Below are 24,753 nucleotides of genomic sequence, written 5' to 3'. Positions count from 1 at the left end.
CACACGTTGGGCACGGGTGGACATAGCTATTCGATCGCTGATCGACTGCTTCGCAGAAGACACGGGTCTCACGGACACGGGTCCAGCGACCAAAACCGATGCGGCGGGTATGTTCTCGGCGTTTAACCCAGCGGCCAGGCATTACAGGCCCCTCCTATGTTCGACGTGACTACCGGTCACCTCTTTGCGGACATAAAATCCGTTTGGTATCGCCTCCTGAACCAACGGGACGTGTGAGATCAGGCCCACGGTGCGGTTTTGACCGACGAGGTGTGTCAGCACCTGCAGGACGATATCCAGTGTGCCAGACTCATTCTCGGTGTCGAGCGAGCCGAAGCCTTCATCAATGAAAATCGTATCAAGGCGCACCTTGCCAGAGAGGCTTTCGACCACGTCCGATAAACCGAGCGCCAAAGCCAGTGCTGCAATGAAAGTCTCACCTCCCGACAGTGTCGATGGTGAGCGTGCTTTTCCGGTGTGGGTGTCAAAAATGTTGATTCCGAGTCCACGGCGTGCTCGGCCACCCATTCCTTCAAATTCGCGTTGAAGCGTGTAGCGGCCGGACGTCATCGGTCCGAGACGCTGGTTCGCGGCGATTAGAACCTGATCAAACATCGCCCCGATCGCGAAGGTTTCGAGGTCAAGCCGTTGCGAATTTTCCGCATTGAACATGCGCGATAATTCACGCAACGGTGCCGTTTCGGCCTCAAGCTGCTTGATTGATTCAAGAGCTTTCGAGATAGACTGATGAAGTCTCGTCAATTGATCAAGCTGGTGCTTCGCGCCGGCAAGCACGCTTGTCGCCGCATGCAGCGCCGCCTCGGCAACTTGAACACCTGTCTCGAGCGGCACTAGGTCCGGCCGCTCAAGACCGACGATCGCCGCCTGCGCATTCTCCAGTTCGTGTCGGGCAACGCCGAGGGCGTGGTTATGGTCCTCGATAAGCTTCGTATCCTCGTCGATGGATACAATCCATATCTTGAAAGCCTCGTACGTTTCCGTTGTGAGCCCTTGCTCACCCAGGCGTGCCTTGAACGCAATGTAGGCCCGATCGCACCGCGCAAGCGCTTCGGCGCAGCGCTCTTTGGCGCCGACCAGCGCAGCTTCTGCGGTCAATGATTTCTCGCGCGCGACACTCGCAGCATTTTCTGCAGTCTCGATCACCGTCCTACGGGCCTGATGCTGGCGCTGAACATTATCTTGTTCACGTTGCAGTGCCTCAATCTCGCGTAAAGGCTCCGGAATGCCTGCGAGTGATTGGACCAAGCGATCGCTAGCGATTGCTTCTTCCTGACGTGCCGTATCGCATGCGGTCCGAGCCGCATTGAGCAGCAGGGTCTCTGCGGTGATCGTCTCTTCGAGTCTCGTCAAAGCAGCTTCGGCAGTCGGGATATCGAATGGCGCACCAAGGCTGTTGATCTCGATCTTGAGAAACGAGAATTCGGACCGTAGCTCCGTAGCCGACCGCGCGGGCTTTTCTGCTTCCGCCAAGCGCACCGAGCGTTCTGTGGTAGTCGCTTCCGAAGACGAAAGCTCACGTCCCTTACCTGCTTCTTCGGCTTGGGCGCGCTCGAACTTCGATCGGGCATCTCGGAACGCTTGATCAAGTCCGGCGTGCTGCACGTCACCTGAAACAGGGAAAGGGTGCTCCGTCGAACCACACACGGGGCAGGGTTCTCCAGAGGTCAGTTTCCCGGCTAGGTGGATCGCCTGCGCCGCGGCGAGGTCAGACTCCGCCTTTTCAAAGGCAGCCCGGGCGAGATCGGTCTGTGACACCGCTACCTGATGATCCATACGGCGACGTTCAAGAATCGTCCGTGCATCGGCAAGCCCTTTTTCGAGTGTTTCGAATGAAGCCGCCACCTTACCTAGAGTTTCCAGCGCATCCTGTTTAGCGATCAGCTGAAGGCGTTTGACTTCGGTCTCCCGTGCTTGCCTCAGCCGCAGCTCAGCATCGCGTTTCGATTCCATCAGTGTGATGAGCGACTTATCCTTGGATTCCAACTTCTGCGTCGCAGCCGTGAAAGCCGTGCGTGACGTCTGTACCGTCGTCGCCAAAACGATCGAGGCATCAATGATCTGGCGGTATCGATCGAGTGTCTCACCTTGGCGCGCAAGCGCCTCGATTTCGCCCTCCCGCGCCTTCTCGTTAGCTAACGTCTTAGCCGTGGTCTGGGCAAGTGTCTCGGCGATTTTGGTACTCTCTACCGCTTTGACTTGCAAGCTTTCAGCCTTGCGGAGTTCACTTTGCATCTCGCCAAGCTGACGATGGACGTCAGTCATCGCCTGGGCACGTTTAGCGTTGGTCATACGCTGACGAACGAGCTCGATCTTCTCCTCACGATCCAGCACTGCATTTAAGGCCTCGGCAGAGGTCTTAGTACTAACAAACAAAGCCTCGCGCTGACGCCCGGTTTCAAGTTGCGAGCGCTCGTGAGTGAGAGCTGTCTGGGCCTCCTTCTCTCTCCTGGTTTGCTGGACGATCATTGCGTCAGCCTCGATAACGCCGCTGTTCAAAGCTTCGACGCTTTCAAACCCCTCGGCCTCCAATCGGCCGGCACAAAGCTGGCGATCGTCACGGATCTTGCGTTGAACGGTGATTGCTTCATCGAGGAGCTTCGCGGAGAGTTGCCGATAGAGCGACACATCGAAAAGCTCGCGTAAGATCGCCACGCGGTTCTCGGTCTTGGCAGTGAGGAACGCTTCGAACTTGCCTTGCGGCAAGAGGACGATCTGCCGGAACTGATCGGGGCCATACCCGAGGAGATCAACAACGGCGTCGCGAACAACCCCGGTCTTGCGTTCGGCAACCACTCGGCCGCAGTTCGCCTCTGAGATGTCGTCGACTTGCAGTCCACTGGCATCGAAAAGCCAAGCTTCATGCGGATCTCGCGTATCGCCGGTGCCGCGCTGCTTGGGGCGCGTCTGATCGGGCCGACGACGGATAAGGTATCGCCGATCACCGACATCGAAGACAAACTCGACCTCGGTCGGCAATGTAGAATCCGCGTGATCCGAGCGAAACGAAGCCGGGTCCTGGTCGGATTTTGTCGCTTCGCCGAACAGCGCAAAATGCATGGCAGTGAAAATCGTGGATTTGCCGGATCCCGTTTGACCGTAGATGCCGAACAACCCAGCAGTCACAGCGTCGCGGAAATCGACGACCTCCCGGCCGGCATAGGGCCCGAAAGCCTGCATTGTGAGCCTGATGGGCCTCATGTCGCGGCCTCTTGTTGCTTGAACTCGTGCAGAGCAGAAGAGACAAGCGGAAGCTCCGCGGTGGATAGGCGCTCGCCGCGGACCTGCTGGAGAAAATCACCGATCACATCCATCGGTTGAGAGGCTCTCAAATCAACAGATTCGGCGAGCGTCGTATGGATAGGGCGTTCGTCGCGGGCGTAGGTGAGCTGGCAGGCGTGGGGATAAATCTCCCGCAACCGCTTCATAGGATCGATTCGCGGCACTTCGTCCGCGAGGATCACCTTGATGATATCGTTCGACGGCGCCCCAGCGAGGAGATCGTCCAGGTGTCCTCGCAATACGCACACAGACCTAAGGGGAACGAAGGGTATCATCGTGATTACCGCTGCGCGATTGGCATCGAGATCGACAAGGCACATGGACTTTTCAACGCCCGCCTCGTCGAAGCCGAAGGCGAGAGGAGCACCCGAGTAGCGAATATGATCGGCGCCTGCGGTTTGCGGGCGATGGATGTGACCAAGCGCAACATAGTGCGCTCCTTCAAATATGTCCGGCAGCACCGTCTCTATGCCGCCAACACGAGCGAGGGGACGCTCGCCCTCACTCGTTTGTACACCTGCGACAAAGGCGTGTGAGACAATGACCCAACGAGCGCCATCTGGTAGGTGATGCCTAGCGGCCGCAATCTGTGCGCGGATGACGTGTTCTGGCTGCGCGATTGACTCGTCCAGGTAACATTCGCGCGCGGCATATTCGTAAGCGAATGGCAGGGCAGAGAACGCAACGGGCCCGTACTCATCGTTGAGGACCAGCGGGATCTCGTCCGAATAAAGCGGGCCGCGGATCAACGCGCGCCGAACATCTGTCATAACGGCCATCGCGCCGATCCGGTCGGCGGAATCGTGATTTCCCGCGATCATGACGAGCGCCGTTGTTGTTTCCACCGCGATCCGTGTCACAAACTGATTGAACTGTCGCACGGCAGTGGCCGGCGGTGACGCTCTGTCAAAAATGTCGCCAGCGATGATTAGTACGTCTGGTTTATGGACAAGGACGGCAACGACGATCTGATCGAGTACCGCCTGGTGATCGGCTTCCAACCCAAGACCGTTGAATTGGCGACCTAGATGCAGGTCAGCCGTATGAAGGATCTTCATTGCCTCAGACCATCTATTTTTTATACGTGTAATTCGTAGATGGACGCCACCTTCGAGTCAAGCTAGATTCGCCGGGTGATGATATTCGACGATCTCAAACATGCGCAGCGCGAGCGCTTGATTTTTCTCGACCGCTGCTTGACGTGGCGAGGCATGGCCAATCGACGCGATCTCATCGAGCGCTTTGCAATTTCGCAGGCTCAAGCCGCGCTAGATTTTCGGCTTTATCTCCTGCGCGCAGGGGAGCACGGCCCGCTGTACGACCCAGTGCGGCGCGCCTACTTTGCCACCCCCCTGCACCGGTCACTTGCGCCTGCGCGGACTGCAGAGGCCTTCCAGGACGTTTTCCTGGAGAAGACCGCAGGTCTATCGAACGTTCTGCCTCAGCCAGAAAGGCGCGCAGATGAAAACATCGTCGCCCAGCTCTACCAAGCGTTGGTCGCGAGCGAGGAGGTATATATCCACTACGCCTCAATGACCTCGGCCGACAATGATGGCCAGTGGATTGCACCTCGCCATTTTTTATCAGACGGCGAGAGCGTCTATGTCCGAGCCTTCAGTTATAAGCATCAAGAGTATCGGAACTATCTGCCGATCCGCATTGGCGACAGCGATCCTTTCGAGCGAAGATTCAGAAGTGATCAGCTACCCGTCGATCAAGAGTGGGCAACCCGGGCACGCGTGTGGCTGCGGCCCAAGTCAACATTAAACGAGCAACAGGTCGCGGCTGTCAGGCGCGAGTACGGGTTCGAGGGCAAGTTGCTCAGCATCGAAACGCGGAAAGCGCTCGAATTTTTTGTTGCGCGCCGCTGGGGACTCAACCTGCCGGGAGCGCGCCTCGAGTATGTGCGCACGGATTATGATCCAAATTAGCCTGGACGAGGAGAATTCCGATATGGAGCCGCTTTCCCGGACCAAACTCACATCCGGTAGATTTTGCCGCGTGATACCAAGGCCATCGGCGGGTTTGCGCCCATTTGTCGCCTTCCTAGGCGCCTCTATGGCTTCCCCATAAGCTACCGTAGATTCAGGCATGTAATTCTGCAGATTGCGGTGCCTTCTCCTAGAAGAAGCGAAAATGTCACCATCTGCTGAGCAATCGCCTGAAGCGCATCGACCCTCAAGCAAGGTCGGCAGATTTTCCCGATGAGATCGTCGAAAGAGAAGGCATTCATTTAGTGATACCCGCTGGCCTGCCGTCCAAAAAGCACGATCATAACTACCGGACTTTGCCAAAGGCATAATAATCATAACGATTTGAATTGTCGTTGACACGTTTCTTAAAGATGATTCTGTCAGCATCAATGCGTCGTAGTTCCTGGTTCATGGAACATTAGCGGGAGGTCTTTAGGTGCTAGAATCGGCTTGCAATACTTTTCTCTATTTCGGATTTTTGACGCTGTTGGCAACGAGCGCGAGTGCACAGCAGGACGATGTCATGCTGGAATTGGCAAATCAGCCTGAGTTCACCGAACGATTTGCAGGAAATACGCAGGTTAATGGTCAATTTCTGTCCGGATTGGCTTATGCGTCGAGCTTGAACAAGCTGGACCTCAAACAACTCCGTTTATCGTATTCTCACCCGCTTGATGCCACCGCTAACTCGGTTTGTGTACGGATAACATCGGATGACGGTCGCTATTGGGCCTCCAATTTGTATCGCGCCAAAGGTAGCTTCAACATTGCCCCAAGGGTGCCGATCCCAACATCTTATGAAGAGCAATTGAAAGCTTACGATGCCAGCAGCCTGCTGGTCCTCGCGATGTTTTCGGAAAATTGTAATGAGGCATCTGGAAAAACCTACGTCCCAGGAATGCTCGGAGACAAGAAAGAAGATGCCGAACTCATCGCTTCGGTGAATGTCAGCCAGAGCAAGGTAAGCGCTACCTTGTCGGATGCAGACGGAAATATTGTTCAAAAAGTGAAATGCAAGAAACCCGATGGCGGTGCAAAGGTGACGTTTTCTCATCTGTGCCGCATACCTGCGAATGCAATTACGAAGCAAGGCGACTATAAATTAGCTATCGGTGTCCGTGGTCTAACTGGCATGGCTACGGAGCAGGAATATGCCGTTCACCTGGAATAATCGTCTTCGATCACTGGCGTGGGGGCGGGTCGGTATTTCCTTCCTGCTCGCAGCCGTACTCTCGGCTTTAGCCGTCCTTGTGATCCATATGGTTCGCGATCCCCAGACCTTTGCCATCATTAATGCTCGCAGCGAAGTGCTGAGCTACAACGTTTTCAACCCCGAACTCGCGATCATTTACGGCTCTGGTCTGAAGATCAGCAGCTGGCCGGATGACCGCGGGGTGAGTAGAGATGGCCAATGTGTCGGCGGGGCGATCATCCCGGATGTGATGTCAACCGTCACGTATCAACGGATTGAAAAGAGCGTCATACAGATATCCATCGACGGGAAGGGCGAGCATCGTTCTGACCAGAACAGTGTCGCTGGCTTTGATGGCGAGTTGGTTCTCTATATGGATGCTGAGTGCGGGGACCTGGTTTCAAATCGCTTTCCGATATGGGGACCAGGAAAGATCGGTTCTGCTTTCGCGATGAGAAGCGACGGCCCGGGGCCAATTCTATTGTCGGGGTCCCTGGACGTCTTTGGCCGCACGATCGATCTTGGGCCATTTAGAGGCGGAGCCATGTATCCGGCCACCCAACCGCTTACGATCCCATCGGGGGGCTATATCGAGAGCCATCGACCAGGTGACGGGGGGCAATCGTCGAACGTGGCGGCCGAAGATACGGCATTGTTCGGATATGTTTCATTGTCCGATGAAGACGGCCTCGGTGTTCATGTCACGACTGAGACTCCAGAGCTTCAGATATCCACCCCTGGTGTTAAGGAAAATACAAACCGAATTGAAATCGGGCTCTTTGCCCAGGTGCTTAATGATCCAAACATTTTGGCGATTCAGCTAACCTTGGTTCTCTTGGCGTTACTATGGCCCATCAGCATGAGCGTGGTGAGTTTGTCGCTATCCCGCCCGGAACTTGAATCGCAAAATGACGACCCACCCTCAATTGAATTGAACTCAACGCCTCTGGATATCGATCCTCCTGTGCAGAGCGATCTGGATAAAAACGGATGACAAATTTCAAGGCCATCCTTCTATCGTGCGTGCTGACATTTGGATTTGTCGGCTTGGCGTCGGCCGAGACCATCCTGCTGTCCAGAGGCGACGATACCTTTGGACAAGGCTGGCTGTTCCTGGATGCGTCGGGAAAATGTATGGTGGCAACACCCCGACACGTTCTTGAAACATCTGACGGCAAGCTATCCACGCCGGATTTGCTGGACAGCTTCAATCGGATCCACGTTACCCACTCCCCTGTGGGGGCCAATGATCCTGATTTGGATTTGGCGTTCATCTCTGTCGGCGGGCAGATAGCAAAAGATGGCTGCAGCCGTGACAGAATACGATCGACCCCATTGCAACCAATTATCGACGGCATCAAACAGGCCGAGCTAGGCATCGCAACACCGACTGAAAGGCAATCGATATCTGTCGCTCTGCGTGCGGTGTCACGCGACGATTCAGGTGGCGGAGTAATCGCATTGGCACCCGTCGATCCTCAAGTCAGCTTCCAAAAGGGCATGAGTGGGGGAACGGTCACGCATAATGGACGGCCAATTGCGATGCTGTTCGAGGTCGATACCGAAGAGGGCATCGGAATTGCCATGCGGTATGATCTGATTGCGTCAGAATTGCAAAAACTGAACTCGACACCTCAGTTACCCGAAGCCGCAGAAAATGCATCTGCGAAGAATTTGGTGATCACACGGGGGCGGATTACAGAGAAAGATGCTGGTCTAAGTGCCTTTATCAATGGGCAATCGGCACTAGAAGTTGCACCCGCACCCGACAGAGTTGTTTTTTTGCTGGATGCCGAGAAGGGAACTGTAGTGAAAGGGGTGCAAATTCAGGGTGAGGGCCTGAGCGGCAACGGGAGCCTCATCATCGAAACAGCGAGAGATAATGGTGGATTCTCACCAGGCGTCCGATGCCCTCTCACTGACGATCTAGCGTGCAACATGGCAACTCGCCGTGCGACCCGGCTACGTGTAACTCTGACGGGCCGCGAGGACGTTCGCTACAAAATCCATCGGTTGGAAATTATCGAAGCGGCTCACTAATCAGCCGCTACAGTTGGCTTGTCCTGGTCGAAGAGATGGAGCGCTACAGGAAATTGAAATCCGCCCGCCATGTCGCATGATGCGAATCCTTTAAGGGTGAAGGCGCTGTAATCTAAGAATTCGAAGCTGCAGTGTATAGCAGTATTATTATTATTAGGTCTGACATCCGTTGCAATGTTGATCAATCCGCCACGGATGCTGCCTGTTCCACCATAAATTTCCTGGTTGTTCTTTTTTGGATTATTATTGAGCGATTCTATTTGGAATTCTAGATCCGTATTTGCTGGATATTCGGATGAAAAGCTGAATTGATAGCCAATTCTGTTCAGGAATTCTAAATAGTCTCCGTGGGATCTATAATATTGATCCTTAGCTTTCTGGTCGTTTCCATCAACAATATTCTTGACTTCTCCAGGTAATTCAGCGGAGACAATGAACGTTCGGAAGCTTGCAAAATGCGCTCGAAGAGCCAGCGAGCGCACATTGGGATCATCAACTTCAAATGCCGTCCTGATTGCCAACTGAACTTCTGTTGCATTGCCCTTCTGCAGGATTTCCTCCAACTGCGCCAAGCGCATCAGCGGATCCGGGTCATTGATTGCGTCAATGACAGCCTGCAATTCTCCATAACGGGCGGTCACGTCAGCTCGGGCCGAGGTTGTGATCGCAACAGCCGTTGACGCAAGCACAGCGGCGATATTACGTATATTCTTGACCGATAATGACATTCTTCTTGCCCCCAAACGCCAAATACAAACCCTGGATACTTTATTGGAGGCTAAGGCGTTAATTTTCAAATGACAAAACTCAATCTCACCCGACCAGGGCTTGCAGCACACGCGACTGATGTGAATGAGAGCGTCAGTGCAAAAACCTACCACGGTAACGCCGGGATAGTCCCTGCGCGGGCGGCGTAAAAGCCGGCCACCTATTCCTTCTGCTACACGAGCAGGAGGGTTGGGGATCTATACCGTGGAACTGTATCTGAAGGTTCGTCTGGCCTGTTCTGAAGGAATGAGCCGGCGTCAGGCTGCAAAGCATTTCAATATATCGCGCGATAGCGTGGCCAAGATGATGTCGTATTCGACGCCGCCCGGCTATCAGCGCCGGGCACCGGTACGACGGCCGAAGCGGGATGCGTTCGTTGCGACTATCGATCACTGGTTCGATGAGGACATGAAGGTGCCGCGCCAGCAGCGCCATACGGCCAAGCGGGTGTTCGACCGTCTTCGGGGCGAGTGCCGGTTCACGGGCGGCTACACGATCATCAAGGATTACATGCGCGAGCGGGATCAGCGTCGCCAGGAGGTGTTCGTGCCGCTGGCGCATCCGCCAGGGCATGCGCAGGCCGATTTCGGCGAGGCGACGGTGGTGATCGGTGGCGTGGAGCGGAAGGCGAATTTCTTCGTGTTGGATCTGCCGCATAGCGACGGCTGCTATGTACGGGCCTATCCGGCGGCAGTGTCGGAGGCCTGGGTCGATGGCCACATCCATGCGTTCTCCTTCTTCGGGGGCCGTGCCGCAGTCGATCGTCTACGACAACGACCGGTGCCTTGTGGCCAAGATCCTGGCTGACGGCACGCGCAAGCGGGAGACGCTGTTCAGCGGGTTTCTGTCCCACTATCTGATCCGGGACCGCTATGGCCGTCCGGGGAAAGGCAACGACAAGGGGAACGTCGAGGGGCTTGTCGGCTATGCCCGGCGCAACTTCATGGTGCCTATCCCGCAGTTTGCGACATGGGATGCGTTCAACACCTGGCTGGAGGAGCAATGCCGCAATCGTCAGCGCGACAGGCTGAGGGGTGAGAGCGAGAGGATTGGAGAACGGTTGCAGCGCGATCTTGCTGCGATGCGCGCGTTGCCGGCCTCGCCTTTCGATGCGTGTGACCAGCTGCTGATGTCAAAAAAGTGATTGCATATACAACTAAACTCCGATTGAATGCATTCATGTTTGATGAGTGCATATATTTCAACACGCAAGCGCTGGGTCGGCAGCTGGAGCGGATTTGGACGAAGGCCTTCAAGCCCTTCGATTTGACGCCGCCGCAGGGTTTCATGTTGCGAGCCATTCTGGCCAAACCCGGGATGCTGCCAAGCGAGTTGGCCGATGAATTGAAGATCGCTCGAGCAACCGCAACGCGTGCGATCGATGGGCTTGAAGCACGCGAATTTGTGGAGCGCCATCCAACCAAACGAGATGGCCGTGAATGCGAGATTCGTCCGACAGAAAAAGCGCAAAAGATCAAGGACGGTCTGAACGCCGCAAGCGGTGAGATCACCAGGAGTTTGAAGGCAAAACTCGGCAATTCGGAATTCACGTCATTCGTGGAACAGGTGAAAACAATTTCGACCGATGTCGGCTGATTTTCGGCCAAATAATTGCATAGCTAACTATAGGAGAGAGAAGTGCCCATTCTTAACGTCAAAATCGGTGCCGCCCGTTCAGATCAGCTGACCGGCGAGATCGTGAAGCTCCTTACGGATCTCACGTCAAACATTCTCGGCAAAAACCCAGCGGTCACGGCCATCGCTATCGACTACGTTGACGCGCGTGACTGGTATGCCGCTGGCAAAAGTCTCGCAGAGCAGGGAAAGTCGAGCGTCTATTTCGACATAAAGATTACCGATGAAACGAACACGAAGGCCGAGAAGGCTCGCTACGTTCAAGAGGCGTTCGATGGATTCTCGCGTCTCCTCGGCGATTTACACGAGGAGAGCTACATCTACGTACAAGACGTCCGGGCGGATGCCTATGGCTTTGGCGGCAGGACTCAAGAGTGGCGATATCATAATTCATCTGCATGAAGGGCCTCCCCACGCGCCGGCCTGCCGACTGCATCCATAGCCAGATGGCGCGGAACTCCACGAAGCCATCATCGAAGTTGCCAAGGAAAGGTGGAGACAGGCCTTTTGGGAAAGCCTGCCGCCTGATCGGTAACCGGGTAGAGGGGGAAGGCTGGGGGTTGGTCGCCGACTGGCCTGATCCTAGACACCATGTCCATGATCACCAGCCCTCGGTCTGCCGCTTGTAAGCCTCAGCCTTCGGATCGATGACTTTCACCGTGGCCTCGCTACCGCAACGGCAGCGGAATGTTTTGCCTACCCAAGCGCGATCCCGGTCAAAACGGCTGAGTTCCAGGAATTCATCGCGGCTGCAGTTCGCGCAGCTGCAGCGCAGTTTGAATCCAGCGTCGATGACGTCGCCGAAAGTTTTCATGACCGTCACGGTACGGATTTTGACACGCGGACGCGACCAGATATTGGTTTATGGTCACAAGCCACCCCCAGACGGTGTGTTGCCCAGGGGGTTGCATGACTTTGTTACTGACAGAGATCACTCACGTGATCGGCCACCACTTCGAGACTATCCATCCTGCTTGCTCCCGCATCACCGTCCCAATCCTTCGCGAGCCGGATAGCAAATACGTCCTTGGAGAACATGGGGACAAAGTTTCCGCCCCAGCCCAGCATGGTCGGATAATAGAAACTGCAGCCGTTTCTCGAATCCATGTGGCCACGCCAGAATGCCTTCCGATAAAATGGACGCTGCGGATCACCCGTGTGGAGACCGACGGGCTTCTCGGCTGGCTTGAGATCGGCAAGCATCTCTGTGTTCAAAATCTGCTTGTCGCCGAATTTTCCGCCGTTCTGGTATAGCTTGGTGATCTTCACGAGATCGCTGATTGTCGGGTAATACCCGTAAGCCATCAGCGGTTGGTCATTCTTGGCATCAGGCTCGATCGTGCGGTTGATCGGCGCGTAGTGGATACCGATCGGCTTGTAGACTTCTTCCTTGAGCATCTCCCAGATATTCGCGTACGGCTCCCCCTTGCTTTTCATGTAACGGGTCATCGCCTCCCCGATCAGGAACATATCGTCGTCACGATACCTGGCAACCTTACCAGGGCCCCAAGAATACGGTTTCGTTGCCTTGAGCGTTGCCTCGATCTTCCCCTCTACGGTTTTGGCTTCATACCAAGCGTAGTAGGGGTCTCCGAAAGGATCGCTGATCTGGTACGGCTTCTCTTCCTGCGGTCCCCAACCCATACCGCTTGCCATGTTCAACATGTCGCCGAAGGTCGTCTTTTCCCAACCCGGGACGTCCTTGGCTTCGGTGATGTAGTCGACGAGTTTCTCGTCGAAGACACTCGGCCCGTATTTCTCAGCAAGGCGAAGCATGGCACTGGCGTTACTGGCCGCCTTCGTAACTGACCAGACGCCGAACCTCTGGCGGTCGCAATATGGAAGTTCGCCGGCCCCCGTCGGGCACGATTTCAGGTAAAACGTCCCGTCCACCCCAATGCCGTCCATGACGATTTCGTCGGCATTGATATCGGAGTCAAACGCCTCGACATACTCCTTGCCAAATTTCGCCTCGAGATCGGCCCAAGTACCCAGCTTTTCGGCATCGGCAACAGATTGCGCGTATGTAGCCTTGACCTCGTCCTCGTTCGCTATCTTGTCGGTGCTGAGAGCCGCGTCAGCCAAACCAACTGCCGTGAAATAGTCTTCGATGTAGAAGGGAGCCGTCTCCGTCAGCACTTGAAAGCGAAGACCGGAGACCTGGCCATCTTTGTACAAGAACATGGCAACGCCATTGTGGGTCTCGCCCTCGATCGAATGCATCAATGAAAACGGAAACGATGCCCGCGACCAACCGGCATCGCCGGGTTCCGACCAAATCTTGCCTGCCTGTACGATGATGTCCCAATACGACTTCCCGTCCGGTGTCGATCCGTAGCGCAGCACATCCTGCGTTGTCGGCACCAGATCGCCTTCATGCGTCACGAACGAGAGCACGGCAGCCGGGAAAATCGCCGGGTCCTTTCCCATCACGTCATTAGTCTTGAATTTGGCAGGCTCCGTCGTCATCACCGTTTCGGTGAGAGAGATGGTACCCGTGAACGGCGCATGCGCGTCCTGGGCCTCGGCCGATGGCAGGAACGACGAGTTCTGAACGATTCCTGAGGGCTGCTGATCACTCGTGAGGTCGGCAACCGTCAGATCGGTTCGATCCGCCGCGTAAGAAACCACTGGCCACCACAAACATGTTGCCAAAAGTGCCGCCTTGAATACCCGCATACTTCTCTCCTCGTTTAAGCTCCCGCAAGGGAAGGCTATCAGCGAAGGGAGACCGTCGCTTTGCGTTCTGCGAAATCCAGTTGACGATTCCAGAAGATGGTCCATCGATATGGATTATGATCCGGCACCGTCCCCATATATGGATTTTGACACGGTCGCGACGTCGGCTATTGCCCCGAAACCAGCGAAATCTCCTCGCCGCATGACTTCAGGATGTCGCCTGATTTCAGGATATTTATGTCGAAGGTATCGCAGAGCAGGTTTTCCTCGGAGACGATCTTGTCATCGATAAGGACCGTCACGGGGCACTTATTGATGTTGCAGTACATGCGATCCGGAAACATGGACGCTTGAACGAGTCGCCCGTCTTCCAGTCGGACTTCCCCCACGAATCCGTAAATGCGCTTCTCCTCACCAGGCATGATGGCGTCTTTATAATATTTGCCCCATAGCCTTTTCAGCAGCGGGTCGTCTGCCTGACGCTCCTCGGTTTTCATCTCGATAAACTCCCGCGGCGCAGGTGCGGCACCGTGTTCCTTGCAGGCCCCGTCAGCTTTCGCCTGGGCTTCCTTGTTGCCCTTCACGACGCCGACCCGTCCTTTGCGGTCACCGAGAGCGGTGACAACAAGCCTGCTGCCCTTGTTGGTCCCAATCCTGACGGTTGCCGCACAAGGGCGTCCGCCCTCGGCTAGCGTCCATTCAATCTTCGGACCGTAAACCTTGCCTTTGCCGCCGACCGTGAGCGGCTCCTCGTCAGCATTGTACGGTTCGCCACCTATCTCGTCGTCGAACCATCCTCCCGCCTCCCCGAACATGGGCACGGCGCGGCCGTCGAAATAATAGAGAACGGCATTTACCTCATTCGGCCCCTTGCATGCGTGGATGAATTCCTCCTGCCGGAGGTCGATCGACCTGCAATCTTTGACGTCGGTATATGTGCGCTCAAAAGCCGAAGCGTGAGGGACAGCCACCCCAAGCGCGATCCCGGCCACAATCGTGCCCGCCAAAATTTTGAACATGATGTTCCCCTTAGTCCCCCGATTCTTTTCAGAACCAGAACGTTGCCCCAAAACCCGATCCCAAAGTTGTCACAAAATCGGGTTAAAAAACGATCATCAACGCCTCGACGAACTCGACGTCGAACTCATAGCGGTTGCCCAGATCGCTGACCCATTCGTCGTTTTCATCCCGTTTGATCAGGTCGTCTTGAATGAGAGGCAGCGCGTGCACGGCTTGGCAGCCGCGCTATTCTCACAGGGTTTTCAGCTGAAATTCTCGTCGTTGCGACCTTGGGTGATCAGGCGGGCGCTGCGCTGGTTGCGTACGTATATCCACAGCCAGTACAGCGCGACGCTTATGGTCGCCGCGATGTTCATCGTCGTCTAGGATTTGTTCACCGCCATGCGCGGCGCGTTCGACAGGCCGACAAGGCAGCGGATTCACCCGCGAATTCCCCGATATCCAGCTCGAGATCATCGCCGAGAACGGTTTCGTGGACATCGTGTCGTAGCGCTACGATGCAGGCGTGCAACTGGGTGAGCAGCTCGCCAAGGACATGGTGGCGGTTCGCATCGGTCCGGATTGGCGCATGGCCGTAGTGGGCTCACCTGAATACCTCATGGGTCGACCTCTGCCGAAGACGCCGCATGATCTGACGGAGCACGTCAGCATCAACCTGCGGCTGCCGACCTATGGGGCCACTACGCCTGGGAGTTCGAGCAGGAAGGGAGGTGCCTGAACGTGAGAGTCGAAGGCCAGCTCACTTTCGGCAGCAGTACCCATATCCTCTGTTGCAGGGTCCGGCCTAGCCTGCATCCCCGAAGACATAGTGAAGCCCTACCTAAAGTCGCGCCAACTCGTCCGGTTGCCCACCTTCGACGGATCTCACCTCTACTATCCAAGCCGGCGTCAGAACTCACCTGCATTCATCAAGTTCATCGAGGCACTACGCTTCCGCTCATAGTACGCGGTTCTCTAGCGGGGAGGCGATATGATGCTCAGGCTACATGCGGGTGTGGACTTTGTGTCCGCTTCTGGCAGCTAATCGTGTTGGCTTGACGTCCGAAATGGGGGATTGCCGAATGGCTGCTATCCGCACAGTAGGTCCTGAAAGCGGATCGTCTGTAAGCGGCCCCAATGCAGTCGTTCCAGAACATGCCTCCGACTGGCCGCTCGTAGCGCAAAAGAGACAGGTGGCGAAGCGAAAATCAATCCCGTTGCGCCGCAGCGTTCATGTTTCGTATTCGAAAAGTCGCATAAAAGGGCATTCGGGATTTATCCAATTACCCGCGATGGCAACTGGTCAGCGTCGTCGTCGGTAAGACCGCAAAAAATATTTGGAAACTAGAGTTATAATCCCTACGATCCGGTGATCCGAAACCGGCCTCTCAGACAATCGAGCCGCGCAGCGCGCTCAACTTAGCAGGATTCAGTTTGGCCACTGTGAAGTGATCAGATCACAGCTTTCTCGATAAATGGTCGGTTCTCGATGATCCGCTGGTAGCCGACTTCCGACAGATCGAGGGTGCGGAAACCGCCGTAGACAACAAGCTCGGCCACGCCGCGTCCAACCGCAGGTCCCTGTTGAAGTCCGTGCCCGGAAAAACCGTTAGCAAAGAAGAAATTGCGCACCTCTGGGTGCGGGCCGACAATCAGATTGTGATCGAGCGTATTGAAATCGTAGTGTCCGGCCCATTGGTTAACGACCTTGATCGCCTCGAAGGCTGGCGAACGCGCGGCCAGCGCCGGCCACACGATATCTTCGAACTCCTCGTATCGAGGCTCGAAATCGTCCCAGTCGACACACGGGTCTTCGACAGGCGTCGCGCCGCTCAAGAAGAAGCGGCCTTCCGGGCGGCAGAAGACGCCGGATGGGTCGATCATCAACGGCAGGCGGCCTTTGTTGACAGCGGCCGAGCCCTCTGGCGATTGCGCGCAATCGAAGACGAACAGGGTGCGCTTGCGCGGCTCTACTGGAACGTCGAGACCTGCCATGCGCGCTGTCAGCGCGGCACGGGGCCCCGAAGCGTTGACCACGGCGCCGGCTGAGACCACAGTTCCGGATTTCAGGGTCACATCCGTGATGCGGGCGCCTTCCCGGCCGATGGCGATAACCTCGTCCTTGATGTATTCGACACAGAACGACTTGGCCTTGTTCCTGAAGCCGTACATCAGGCCCGTGTTGTTGAACCAGCCTTCGCCAGAGCGGCCGTAGGAGGCAAGAACGATGTCGCCGGCATTCAGATGCGGGAACGAGGCAGCAAGTTCGTCGCGCTGCCACAGCACCACGTCCGCGCCGCAGGCCCTCTGGACGGCGTGGTTCTCGCGCAGGGTCTGAGCCTGTCCTTCGGCGCTGGCAAGGAAAAGATAGCCGCCTTCATGGAAGGCGAGGTCGGGCTTGTCCGAGCCCACCTGCATCGTCTCTGCGAAGCTGCGGATGAACTCTGTGCCGAACTGGCTGATCTTTACGTTTATGGGGTTCGAGAACTGGTTGCGAATGGACGAGGACGAAAGCGACGTCGACGCCTTCGCATAGGTAGGGTCCATTTCGACGACCAGTATCGATCCGTTGAAGTCCGGGTTGATGGAAAGGAAATAGGCGACCGCTGAGCCGATCACGGCTCCGCCGACGATAACGACATCATAGCGGTCTTTCATTTCTTGGCTTCGTCATCGGGGTGGCCGAGATCGACAAACCAGCCGCCGAGATGGCGCACGGCCGGCGCGGCCGGGTCGGCTCGAGGCAGGCGGGCCTCGACATCTGCCCGATGGGGTTCGGTGCTGTCTTGCGGCATGAAGCCGATATGACCTGCCAGCCGGTTGTCGACCATTTTGTGCCGGTTGTTCGATGTGCCGAAGATGATCGAATGCGCGACGCGCGGCGCGGTCAGGCTCGCCTCGACCAGACGCACGCAATCGTCGAAGGTCAGCATCGACCAGAGCAGCCGCCGGTCGGTGTATTGGTCGAAGGACGAGAAGATGCGGCAGCACACCGTTTCGATGCCGAACTTGTCCCAGTAGAGGCGACTCAAATCCTCGACGAAGCACTTTGACACGCCATAAAGACTATCCGGCCGGTGCGGCGCGCTTGCGTCGATATGGTCCTCGACCTTGTGATAGCCGATGGCGTGCACCGAGGAAGCATAGACGACGCGCTTGACGCCGTTCTTCCGCGCGCCCTCATAGATATTGTAGCTGCCGCGGATGTTGGCGTCGAGGATGGTCTGCCAGTTCGTCTCCAGCGGCGCGCCGCCGAAATGCACGATGGCGTCGACACCCTCAGTCATCTTCAGGACGGAATCGGCATCGGCGAGGTCGCAGACGGCCGCTTCTTCGTTCGGCTGCAGGTCGGCGATCTCCGACCTGTCCGAGACCCTCAGCCGCCGCGTCAGCGGCGCGAGGCCCCGGCGCAGATGTGTCCCCAGGCGGCCGGCGGCCCCGGTCAGCAGGATGGTGTCGAAGTGCGGGTTCATGCGGTGACCTCGGCAGGCTGGAGGGCGGCCACCGCACGCCCGATGCGGGCTATGGCCTCGATCAGGATCTCGTCGGACGTTGCCGTCGAGATGCGAAAGAAGGGCGGCAGGCCATAGGCCGTGCCGGGAACGGAACTCACATGCCCTTCGGCGAGCAGATAGTCCGACACCGCCACGTCGTCGGTCAGGACGATACCCTTCGGCGTCTTGCGGCCGATCAGGTCGGCACAGCCGATATAGGCATAGAATGCACCCTCCGGCGGCGGCAGGGTCAGCCCTTCTATCTGGGCGATGCCCGCGACAACCACATCGCGCCGGCGCTCGAAGGCCGCGCGGAACTGCGCCACGCAGTCCTGCGGCCCGGTTAGTGCCGCAAGGGCGGCCGCCTGCATGGGAGCCGCAACCGAGGTGCAGGACTGGCTCTGCACCGTGTTCATCGCCTTGACGAGCGAAGCGGGGCCGGCAGCATAGCCGATGCGCCAGCCGGTCATGGCATAGGCCTTGGCGACGCCGTTGACGATCAGCGTCCGGTCCTTCAGTTCCGGGCAGGCCTTGCCGAAGGAGACGAAATCCCGGCCGTCGAAGATGATGTGCTCGTAGATTTCATCGGACAGGACGAGAACCTGCGGATGCCTAGCCAGCACCGCGCCCAACGCCTCCAGTTCGGTCGCCGAATAGACGGCGCCGGAAGGATTGCCGGGCATGTTCAGGAACAGCCATTTTGTCCGGGGTGTGATAGCCGCCTCCAGGATCTGCGGCGTCAGGCGAAAGCCCGCCTCGGCAGGGCATTCCGCGATCACCGGGACGCCGCCCAAAAGCTTCACCATCTCCGGGTAGGAGACGAAATAGGGCGACGGCAGGATTGCTTCGTCGCCCGGGTTCAGCGTCGCCATCAGCGCATTGAAGATGATCTGCTTCGCGCCGTTCGCGACCACGATGTCGTCGGGGCCGTAGTCGAGGCCGTTCTCGCGGACGAACTTGTCCGCTACTGCCTTGCGCAATGCAGGCGTACCGCCGGAGGCGGTGTAGAGCGTTTCACCGGCAAGTGCTGCCTTGTAGGTCGCTTCGACGATATGGACAGGCGTCGGGAAGTCGGGTTCGCCGAGGCCAAGATCGATCACATCGACCCCGGTCGCGCGCAGGGCTTTTGCGGCCATGGACGCCGCCATGGACGCGGATGGTTTCACCGCCGACAGGCGTGAAGCGACATGGTTCATCGATCTTCCTCCGTTCCATATCCCCGCAGCCTGTCTTCGGCCTGGCTTTCGGGGTTGCGTTTTGCCGGGTCGCCGTAGCCGCCGCCGCCCGGCAGTTCCATGATCAGCCGGCGGCCGGCCGGCACATGCTGCCAGCCCTTGGGCCGCATCTTCGTTCCATCGTCAAGCTTCACCACGCCGGCGACGCCGTCCTTGCCGCCATTGCGGCCCTTCGGCGGATGATTGATCCGATCGAACATGGCCGAGAAGTCGAATTCATGGCCCTCCATCGGCGCGATCTCGATGATCTGGCCGAGCCCGCCACGAAACTCGCCGTCGCCGCCGGAACCGGGGCGCAGTTCCTTGCGCCAGATGACGATCGGGCCGGTGTGCTCGGTCGCCTCGATCGGCATCGTATGCACGCCGGATGGAAAGGCGGTAGCCGACAGTCCGTCGAGGCCGGGGCGTGCGCCCATGCCGCCGGAATTGAACATCAGCACCTCGGCGTGACGTCCTTCTGTTGCCGTGGGCCTCACCGAAATATGGATGTTCCACAGCGCGCCCGCGCCTTCGGCCAAAATCTGGCCGGGTAGCGCCTTGGCCAGCGCGCCAAGAACCAGGTCCGGGACCATGTGGCCGAAGATGTGCCGCAGCGCCACCGGCGCCGGCCGCACTGCGTTTAGGATGTTGACGGGCGACGACACGGTGAAGAAGGCAAGCGAGGCTGCGTTGTTCGGGATGTTGGGGGCCACCACGCATTTCAGGGCATAGCAGGCATAGGCCTTGCTGTAGATGATCGGGCAGTTGATGCCCCATCGGCTCATCGGGTCGGTGCCGGAAAAATCCACCTCGACATGGTCGTCGTGGATGGAGACGGCCGCCGCCAGCCTGACCGGGGCGTCATAGCCGTCGGTTGTCAGTTCGTTCGACCAGCTTCCCTTCGGCAGCGCCTTGATGCGTTCCAGCATGGCGTCGCGGGTGCGCGAGAAGATGAATTCGCCGAGATTGTCTAGCGAAGAGAGGCCGATCTCCTTCATCATGCCGACCAACCGCCGATGGCCGACCTCGTTGCAGGCAGCCAGCGAATAGAAATCGCCGACGACCTGGTTCGGCTCGCGGACATTGGTGCGCAGTATGCGGACTAGATCGCGGTTGACCGCGCCTTTCTCCGCGAATTTCATGATCGGGATCTGGATGCCTTCCTCGTAAACCGACTTGGCGTCCGCGCCGAAGCCGCGGCCGCCAACATCGACGACATGCGCCGTGCAGGCGAAGAAGGCCACCAGTTCGCCGTCCAGGAAGGATGGCGATACCATGGTGATGTCGTGCAGGTGGCCCGTGCCCTTCCACGGATCGTTGGTGACGTAGGTATCGCCCTCGAACATCTCCTTGCGGGGAATTTCACCCATGAAATGCAGGACCGCCTCGGCCATGGTGTTGACGTGGCCGGGCGTGCCGGTGACGGCCTGTGCCAGCATCTGGCCACGCGGGTCGAACACGCCGGCGGACAGGTCGCCGGACTCGCGCACCGATGTGGAGAAGGCCGTGCGCAGCAGCGTCAGCGCCTGTTCCTCGACGACCGAGATCAGCCGGTTCCACATGACCTGCATGCGGATTTCGGCGATGTTGCTCATGCCGGAACTCGTGCCAGAACGGCTCATGCTTGCGTCGCTCATGTCTGGCTGCCTTTGCGCGTGAGAAGAATGGCGCCGTCGCTCTGGATGACGGCATCGAAGGGAGAGGTGACGACGGTGGACGTCTCGCGCTCGACCAGGACCGCCGGGCCGCAGACGCGGTCGCCGCTCACAAGAGAGTCGCGCTCGACGATTGCATAGGAAAGCGTCGAGCCGGTCTCCGGATCGAATACGGCCCGCGTGACGGTCGGCTGCACGCTGCGCTCGCCTGCGGTCAGGGAATGCCGGGCAACGGCCGGTCTTTCATCGGTCGCTCTGACCGACCAGGTCACGATCTCGATCTCCAGCCCGTCCAGCCCGTCGATGGCGCGGCCGAAGAACCGCTCGTAGTTGGCGCGGAACAGTTTCTCGACTTCGCAGGCGGCATCGTCGCCGAACGGCTTGTCGGGGAAGGGGACTGGGATTTCCCAGCCCTGCCCCGCATAGCGCATGAAGGCGGTGATCTCGCAGACGATATGGCCGTCGGTGCCGGCGCGCACGAAGCTTTCCGCCGAGGCCTTGAGGTCGGCGAGCAGGGCGTTCACGTCGGCGCTTCTGAACTGCGACAGCCGTGTGAGCCGGGAGGCGAGCGCCTCATAGCCGAAGGGCGCCCTCAGGAAGCCGATGGCCGAGCCGACGCCGGCGCCCTGCGGCACCAGGCACTGGTCGATGCCGAGTTTTTCGCACAGCCGCGCCGTGTGTAGCGGGGCCGCGCCGCCGAACGAAATCATGATGTTGTCGGAGATGTTCTTGCCGCTTTCGACGGCATGAACGCGTGCGGCATTGGCCATGTTCTCGTCGACGACCTCGCAGATGCCGAAGGCGGCGGACATGGCGTCGAGCGACAGCTTTTCCCCGACATCTCTCAGGATCGCCCGTTTTGAAGCGCTGGTGTCGAGCCGGATCGCGCCGCCGGCGAAATTGTCGGGATCGAGCTTGCCGAGCACCAGATCGGCATCGGTGATCGCCGGGCGCTCGCCGCCGTGCCCATAGCAGGCGGGACCGGGTTCCGAGCCGGCGCTTTCCGGTCCGGTCTGGATACGGCCCATCGCATCGACCCAAGCGATCGAGCCGCCGCCTGCGCCGATCTCGATCATCTCGATGACCGGAATTGAGATCGGCATGCCGGAACCCTTGCAAAAGCGGTAGGTGCGGGCGACCTCGAAAGTCCGGGCCGTGCGCGGCACGAAATCCTCGATCAGGCAGATCTTGGCCGTGGTGCCGCCCATGTCGTAGGAGACGACCTTTTGCAGGCCGAAGCGCCGGGCGATGTCGGCCGCGAAGATCGCGCCCCCCGCCGGTCCCGATTCGACAAGGCGCACGGGAAATTCCGACGCCGTCTCCACCGAGATCAGGCCGCCGCCCGAATGGATCATGAATACCGGGCAATCTGCACCCATGTCCTTCAGGCGCACCTGCAAGCGGGCGAGGTAGTCGGCCATCTGTGGGCGCACATAGGCGTTGGCGCAGACCGTGTTGAAGCGCTCGAACTCGCGCATCTGCGGCGAGACTTCCGCGCTGATCGAGATCGGGACATCGATCTTGGCCGCGAGGATTTCGCGGGCGCGGCGTTCATGCGTGGGGTTGGCGTAGGAGTGGATGAAGCCGATGGCGACCGCGCCGAATCCGCCGCCGGCGATCTCGCCCGCCAGCCTCTCGAGCGCGGGTTCGTCCAGTGGCTGCAGTTCCTGCCCCTCGGCGCCGATGCGTCCCTTGACCGTGAAGCGGTGCTCGCGCGGGATTAGTGGGGTCGGCAGCCTGAGGTTCAGGTCGTACTGCTCGAAACGGTTTTCCGTTCGCATCTCGATGACGTCGCGAAAGCCTTCGGTCGTCACCAACGCCGTCCTGGCGCCGCGCCGCTCGATCAGCGCATTGGTGGCCAGCGTCGTGCCGTGGATGATGATGCCGATCTCGGAAGCCGGTATCCCCGCGTCGCGCGTGACGATCTCGATGCCGTCGAGAATAGCCTGCTCCGGCGCCGAATAATTGGTCAGCACTTTGCAGGAAAAGATCTTGCCGCGTATGTCGAGAGCGATGTCGGTGAACGTCCCGCCGATATCGGCGCCGAGACGGACGTCGTCTTTCCTGGAAGTCATGATGGGACCTTCTGCGAGGCGAGCGCGGCATCGCGCATCTGGGAAAGGGTCTGGCGCGGTGTCAGCGCGTCCGGCGAAATCGCCAGTTCGAGCACCGCCCCGGTGGCGGACGCTAGCGCCCGCCCGAATGCCGCCGGGAAATCGTCGGTGGAAGCGACGCGTTCGGCATGGAAGCGGTAGGCTTTGGCCAGATCGACGAAATCGGGGTTGTCGATCGTGGTTCCCGACACGCGCGCCGGATAGTGACGCTCCTGATGCGCCCGGATGGTGCCGTAGATGCCGTTGTTGAGGATCAGCACGATCGGCTGTGCGCCGGCCTGCATGGCGGTGCCGAGTTCCTGGCAGTTCATCTGGAAGTCGCCATCGCCGGCGAAGCAGACGACCGTGCGCTTCGGAAACGCCACCTTGGCGGCGACCGCTGCCGGCAGGCCGTACCCCATGGCGCCTGATTGCGGAGCCAGCAGCCGCGCCTTCGGACCGAACTTCAGGAACTTGTTCGGCCAGACCGTAAAGTTGCCGGCGCCGTTGGTGACGATCACGTCTTCAGGCAAATTGTCACGCAGCCATGCGCTGACCGCAACCATGTCGACCGGACCTGGCTGGGCGGGAGCATCGAGCGTGCCTTCATAAGACTGGCGTGCCTTCCTGCGCCAATCGGCCCAGGAGCCTTCGACCGGCGACAGGGAGGCCGCGAACGCGTTCGGGCCGGCATGGATGCCGAGCGCGGGTACGTAGATCTTGCCGATCTCCCGGTCGGAACCGTGAACGTGGATGAGTTTCTGGCGCGGCTCCGGCACGGACAACAGCGTGTAGCCGTCCGTCGTCATCTCGCCGAAGCGGACATTGACGGCAAGGATCACGTCGGCCTCGCGCAGCAGCGCCCTGACATGCGGCACCATGCCGACGCCGGCCTCGCCGACAAAAGCGGGTGAAAAATTGTCGAATTGGTCCTGATAGCGAAACGCGACCACGACCGGGATATCGGAGGCTTCCGCGAACGCCTGCAACGCCCTGCGCCCCTTCTCGTTCCAGTTGGCGCCGCCGATCAGCATGACGGGCCGTTGCGCGCCGGCAAGCATGGTGCGGACGGAGGCCACCGCCTCCGCGCAGGGTGCGGCCTCGAAGATGTCGGCGGGACCGGCCAGGGGCGCGGCCTCCGTCATCGCCGTCAGCATATCCTCGGGCAGCGCCACCACGACGGGGCCGGGCCGGCCGGTCAGCGCGGTCGTCCAGGCGCGCGCCACGATTTCGGGGAGACGCTCGACGTCGTCGATCTCGACCGCCCATTTGGCGAGCGTCCCGAAGACCGCGCGGTAGTCGACCTCCTGGAAAGCCTCACGGCCCTTCATGTCGGTCCCAACCTGGCCGACGAACAGGATCATCGGCGAACTGTCCTGCATGGCTGTATGCACGCCGATCGAGGCATTGGTCGCGCCGGGACCGCGTGTGACGAAGCAGATCCCCGGTGAGCCGGTCAGCTTGCCGTAGGCGGAGGCCATGAATGCCGCGCCGCCTTCATTGCGGCACAGCACAAAGTCCAGCTTTCCGCTGGTGTCGTGCAAGGCGTCCAGCACGGCGAGGTAGCTTTCGCCGGGTACGCCGAAGCTCTTCGTCGCGCCAAGGGCGATCAGGCTTTCGACAAGAAGACGGCCGCCATTGCGTTTCATGGTTGGTCCTCATCCGGGCCGCGAGTGTGATGACAGGATTTCGCGTCTGCCAGGACCGTGCA

General features: G+C 58.7%; 19 protein-coding genes and 2 pseudogenes. 8 read left to right on the top strand and 13 right to left on the bottom strand.

What is annotated here, in order from left to right; genetic code table 11:
• Window positions 1–141: 141 nt before the first annotated feature.
• A complete protein-coding gene (locus tag ACX3P0_RS19065) occupies window positions 142–3,219 on the bottom strand; it encodes an AAA family ATPase (RefSeq protein ID WP_459090925.1) in 3,078 nt (1,025 codons plus the stop codon).
• A complete protein-coding gene (locus tag ACX3P0_RS19060; RefSeq protein ID WP_459090923.1) occupies window positions 3,216–4,358 on the bottom strand; it encodes an exonuclease SbcCD subunit D in 1,143 nt (380 codons plus the stop codon). Before ACX3P0_RS19060 ends, ACX3P0_RS19065 begins: the two co-directional genes overlap by 4 nt.
• A gap of 78 nt (window positions 4,359–4,436) precedes the next feature.
• Between ACX3P0_RS19060 and ACX3P0_RS19055 the strand changes: the two genes are divergently transcribed.
• The 4 genes from ACX3P0_RS19055 (at window position 4,437) to ACX3P0_RS19040 (ending at window position 8,505) form a co-directional block, all read left to right on the top strand.
• Window positions 4,437–5,231, top strand: a complete 795-nt coding sequence (locus tag ACX3P0_RS19055) for a hypothetical protein (RefSeq protein WP_459090921.1) — start codon at window positions 4,437–4,439, stop codon at window positions 5,229–5,231.
• Between the two features lie 478 nt (window positions 5,232–5,709).
• Entirely contained in the window at window positions 5,710–6,444 is a 735-nt protein-coding gene (locus tag ACX3P0_RS19050) for a hypothetical protein (RefSeq protein ID WP_459090919.1), read from the top strand.
• Window positions 6,425–7,459 (top strand): hypothetical protein, encoded by a 1,035-nt coding sequence (locus tag ACX3P0_RS19045; RefSeq protein ID WP_459090917.1) that lies wholly within the window; start codon window positions 6,425–6,427, stop codon window positions 7,457–7,459. Before ACX3P0_RS19050 ends, ACX3P0_RS19045 begins: the two co-directional genes overlap by 20 nt.
• Window positions 7,456–8,505 (top strand): hypothetical protein, encoded by a 1,050-nt coding sequence (locus ACX3P0_RS19040; RefSeq protein ID WP_459090915.1) that lies wholly within the window; start codon window positions 7,456–7,458, stop codon window positions 8,503–8,505. Before ACX3P0_RS19045 ends, ACX3P0_RS19040 begins: the two co-directional genes overlap by 4 nt.
• On the opposite strand, the gene ACX3P0_RS19035 is transcribed toward ACX3P0_RS19040, so the two are convergent.
• Window positions 8,502–9,233, bottom strand: coding sequence for a hypothetical protein (locus ACX3P0_RS19035; RefSeq protein WP_459090913.1), 732 nt, complete (start codon window positions 9,231–9,233; stop codon window positions 8,502–8,504). The two genes, ACX3P0_RS19040 and ACX3P0_RS19035, sit on opposite strands and share 4 nt — an antisense overlap.
• A 244-nt stretch (window positions 9,234–9,477) precedes the next feature.
• On the opposite strand from ACX3P0_RS19035, the pseudogene istA reads away from it, so the two are divergent.
• The 3 genes and pseudogenes from istA to ACX3P0_RS19020 all read left to right on the top strand — a co-directional run.
• Window positions 9,478–10,396: pseudogene (gene istA, locus ACX3P0_RS19030) on the top strand (IS21 family transposase); the annotation flags it as partial.
• Between the two features lie 56 nt (window positions 10,397–10,452).
• Window positions 10,453–10,869, top strand: a complete 417-nt coding sequence (locus tag ACX3P0_RS19025; protein ID WP_459090911.1) for a MarR family winged helix-turn-helix transcriptional regulator — start codon at window positions 10,453–10,455, stop codon at window positions 10,867–10,869.
• Window positions 10,870–10,911: 42 nt separating this feature from the next.
• Window positions 10,912–11,310, top strand: coding sequence for a tautomerase family protein (locus tag ACX3P0_RS19020; RefSeq protein WP_459090909.1), 399 nt, complete (start codon window positions 10,912–10,914; stop codon window positions 11,308–11,310).
• A gap of 199 nt (window positions 11,311–11,509) precedes the next feature.
• Here ACX3P0_RS19020 and ACX3P0_RS19015 read toward each other — a convergent pair whose 3' ends face one another.
• The 4 genes from ACX3P0_RS19015 to ACX3P0_RS19000 all read right to left on the bottom strand — a co-directional run bounded on the left by ACX3P0_RS19015 (window position 11,510) and on the right by ACX3P0_RS19000 (window position 14,817).
• Complete coding sequence (locus ACX3P0_RS19015; protein WP_459090907.1) at window positions 11,510–11,722, bottom strand: hypothetical protein; 213 nt, start codon at window positions 11,720–11,722, stop codon at window positions 11,510–11,512.
• Window positions 11,723–11,826: 104 nt separating this feature from the next.
• Window positions 11,827–13,587, bottom strand: coding sequence for a serine hydrolase domain-containing protein (locus ACX3P0_RS19010; RefSeq protein ID WP_459090905.1), 1,761 nt, complete (start codon window positions 13,585–13,587; stop codon window positions 11,827–11,829).
• A gap of 167 nt (window positions 13,588–13,754) precedes the next feature.
• Complete coding sequence (locus tag ACX3P0_RS19005; protein WP_459090903.1) at window positions 13,755–14,606, bottom strand: hypothetical protein; 852 nt, start codon at window positions 14,604–14,606, stop codon at window positions 13,755–13,757.
• A gap of 82 nt (window positions 14,607–14,688) precedes the next feature.
• Window positions 14,689–14,817: a hypothetical protein gene (locus ACX3P0_RS19000; RefSeq protein WP_459090901.1), complete on the bottom strand. Its 129-nt coding sequence runs from the start codon at window positions 14,815–14,817 to the stop codon at window positions 14,689–14,691.
• A 217-nt stretch (window positions 14,818–15,034) separates the two neighbouring features.
• On the opposite strand from ACX3P0_RS19000, the pseudogene ACX3P0_RS18995 reads away from it, so the two are divergent.
• A pseudogene (locus tag ACX3P0_RS18995) lies at window positions 15,035–15,550 on the top strand (LysR substrate-binding domain-containing protein); the annotation flags it as partial.
• Window positions 15,551–16,038: 488 nt separating this feature from the next.
• Here the strand turns inward: ACX3P0_RS18995 and ACX3P0_RS18990 are convergent.
• Genes ACX3P0_RS18990 through ACX3P0_RS18965 form a run of 6 tightly spaced genes read right to left on the bottom strand, consistent with a single transcriptional unit; the run spans window position 16,039 to window position 24,691 of the window.
• Window positions 16,039–17,244, bottom strand: a complete 1,206-nt coding sequence (locus ACX3P0_RS18990) for an NAD(P)/FAD-dependent oxidoreductase (RefSeq protein ID WP_459090899.1) — start codon at window positions 17,242–17,244, stop codon at window positions 16,039–16,041.
• The gene (locus ACX3P0_RS18985) at window positions 17,241–18,059 is read right to left on the bottom strand and encodes an NAD-dependent epimerase/dehydratase family protein (protein ID WP_459090897.1); all 819 of its coding nucleotides are present in this window, start codon (window positions 18,057–18,059) and stop codon (window positions 17,241–17,243) included. The genes ACX3P0_RS18990 and ACX3P0_RS18985 overlap by 4 nt, the downstream gene beginning before the upstream one ends.
• Window positions 18,056–19,276 (bottom strand): pyridoxal phosphate-dependent aminotransferase, encoded by a 1,221-nt coding sequence (locus tag ACX3P0_RS18980; protein ID WP_459090895.1) that lies wholly within the window; start codon window positions 19,274–19,276, stop codon window positions 18,056–18,058. Before ACX3P0_RS18980 ends, ACX3P0_RS18985 begins: the two co-directional genes overlap by 4 nt.
• Window positions 19,273–20,889: a hydantoinase B/oxoprolinase family protein gene (locus ACX3P0_RS18975; RefSeq protein WP_459090949.1), complete on the bottom strand. Its 1,617-nt coding sequence runs from the start codon at window positions 20,887–20,889 to the stop codon at window positions 19,273–19,275. Before ACX3P0_RS18975 ends, ACX3P0_RS18980 begins: the two co-directional genes overlap by 4 nt.
• Before the next feature lie 38 nt (window positions 20,890–20,927).
• The gene (locus tag ACX3P0_RS18970; protein ID WP_459090893.1) at window positions 20,928–23,024 is read right to left on the bottom strand and encodes a hydantoinase/oxoprolinase family protein; all 2,097 of its coding nucleotides are present in this window, start codon (window positions 23,022–23,024) and stop codon (window positions 20,928–20,930) included.
• Window positions 23,021–24,691 (bottom strand): thiamine pyrophosphate-binding protein, encoded by a 1,671-nt coding sequence (locus ACX3P0_RS18965; protein ID WP_459090891.1) that lies wholly within the window; start codon window positions 24,689–24,691, stop codon window positions 23,021–23,023. Before ACX3P0_RS18965 ends, ACX3P0_RS18970 begins: the two co-directional genes overlap by 4 nt.
• Window positions 24,692–24,753 lie beyond the last annotated feature (62 nt).

Source organism: Mesorhizobium sp. A556 (genome assembly GCF_054489545.1).
The sequence above is the reverse complement of the archived record's forward strand: the minus strand, read 5'-3'. Positions and strand labels throughout refer to the sequence as shown.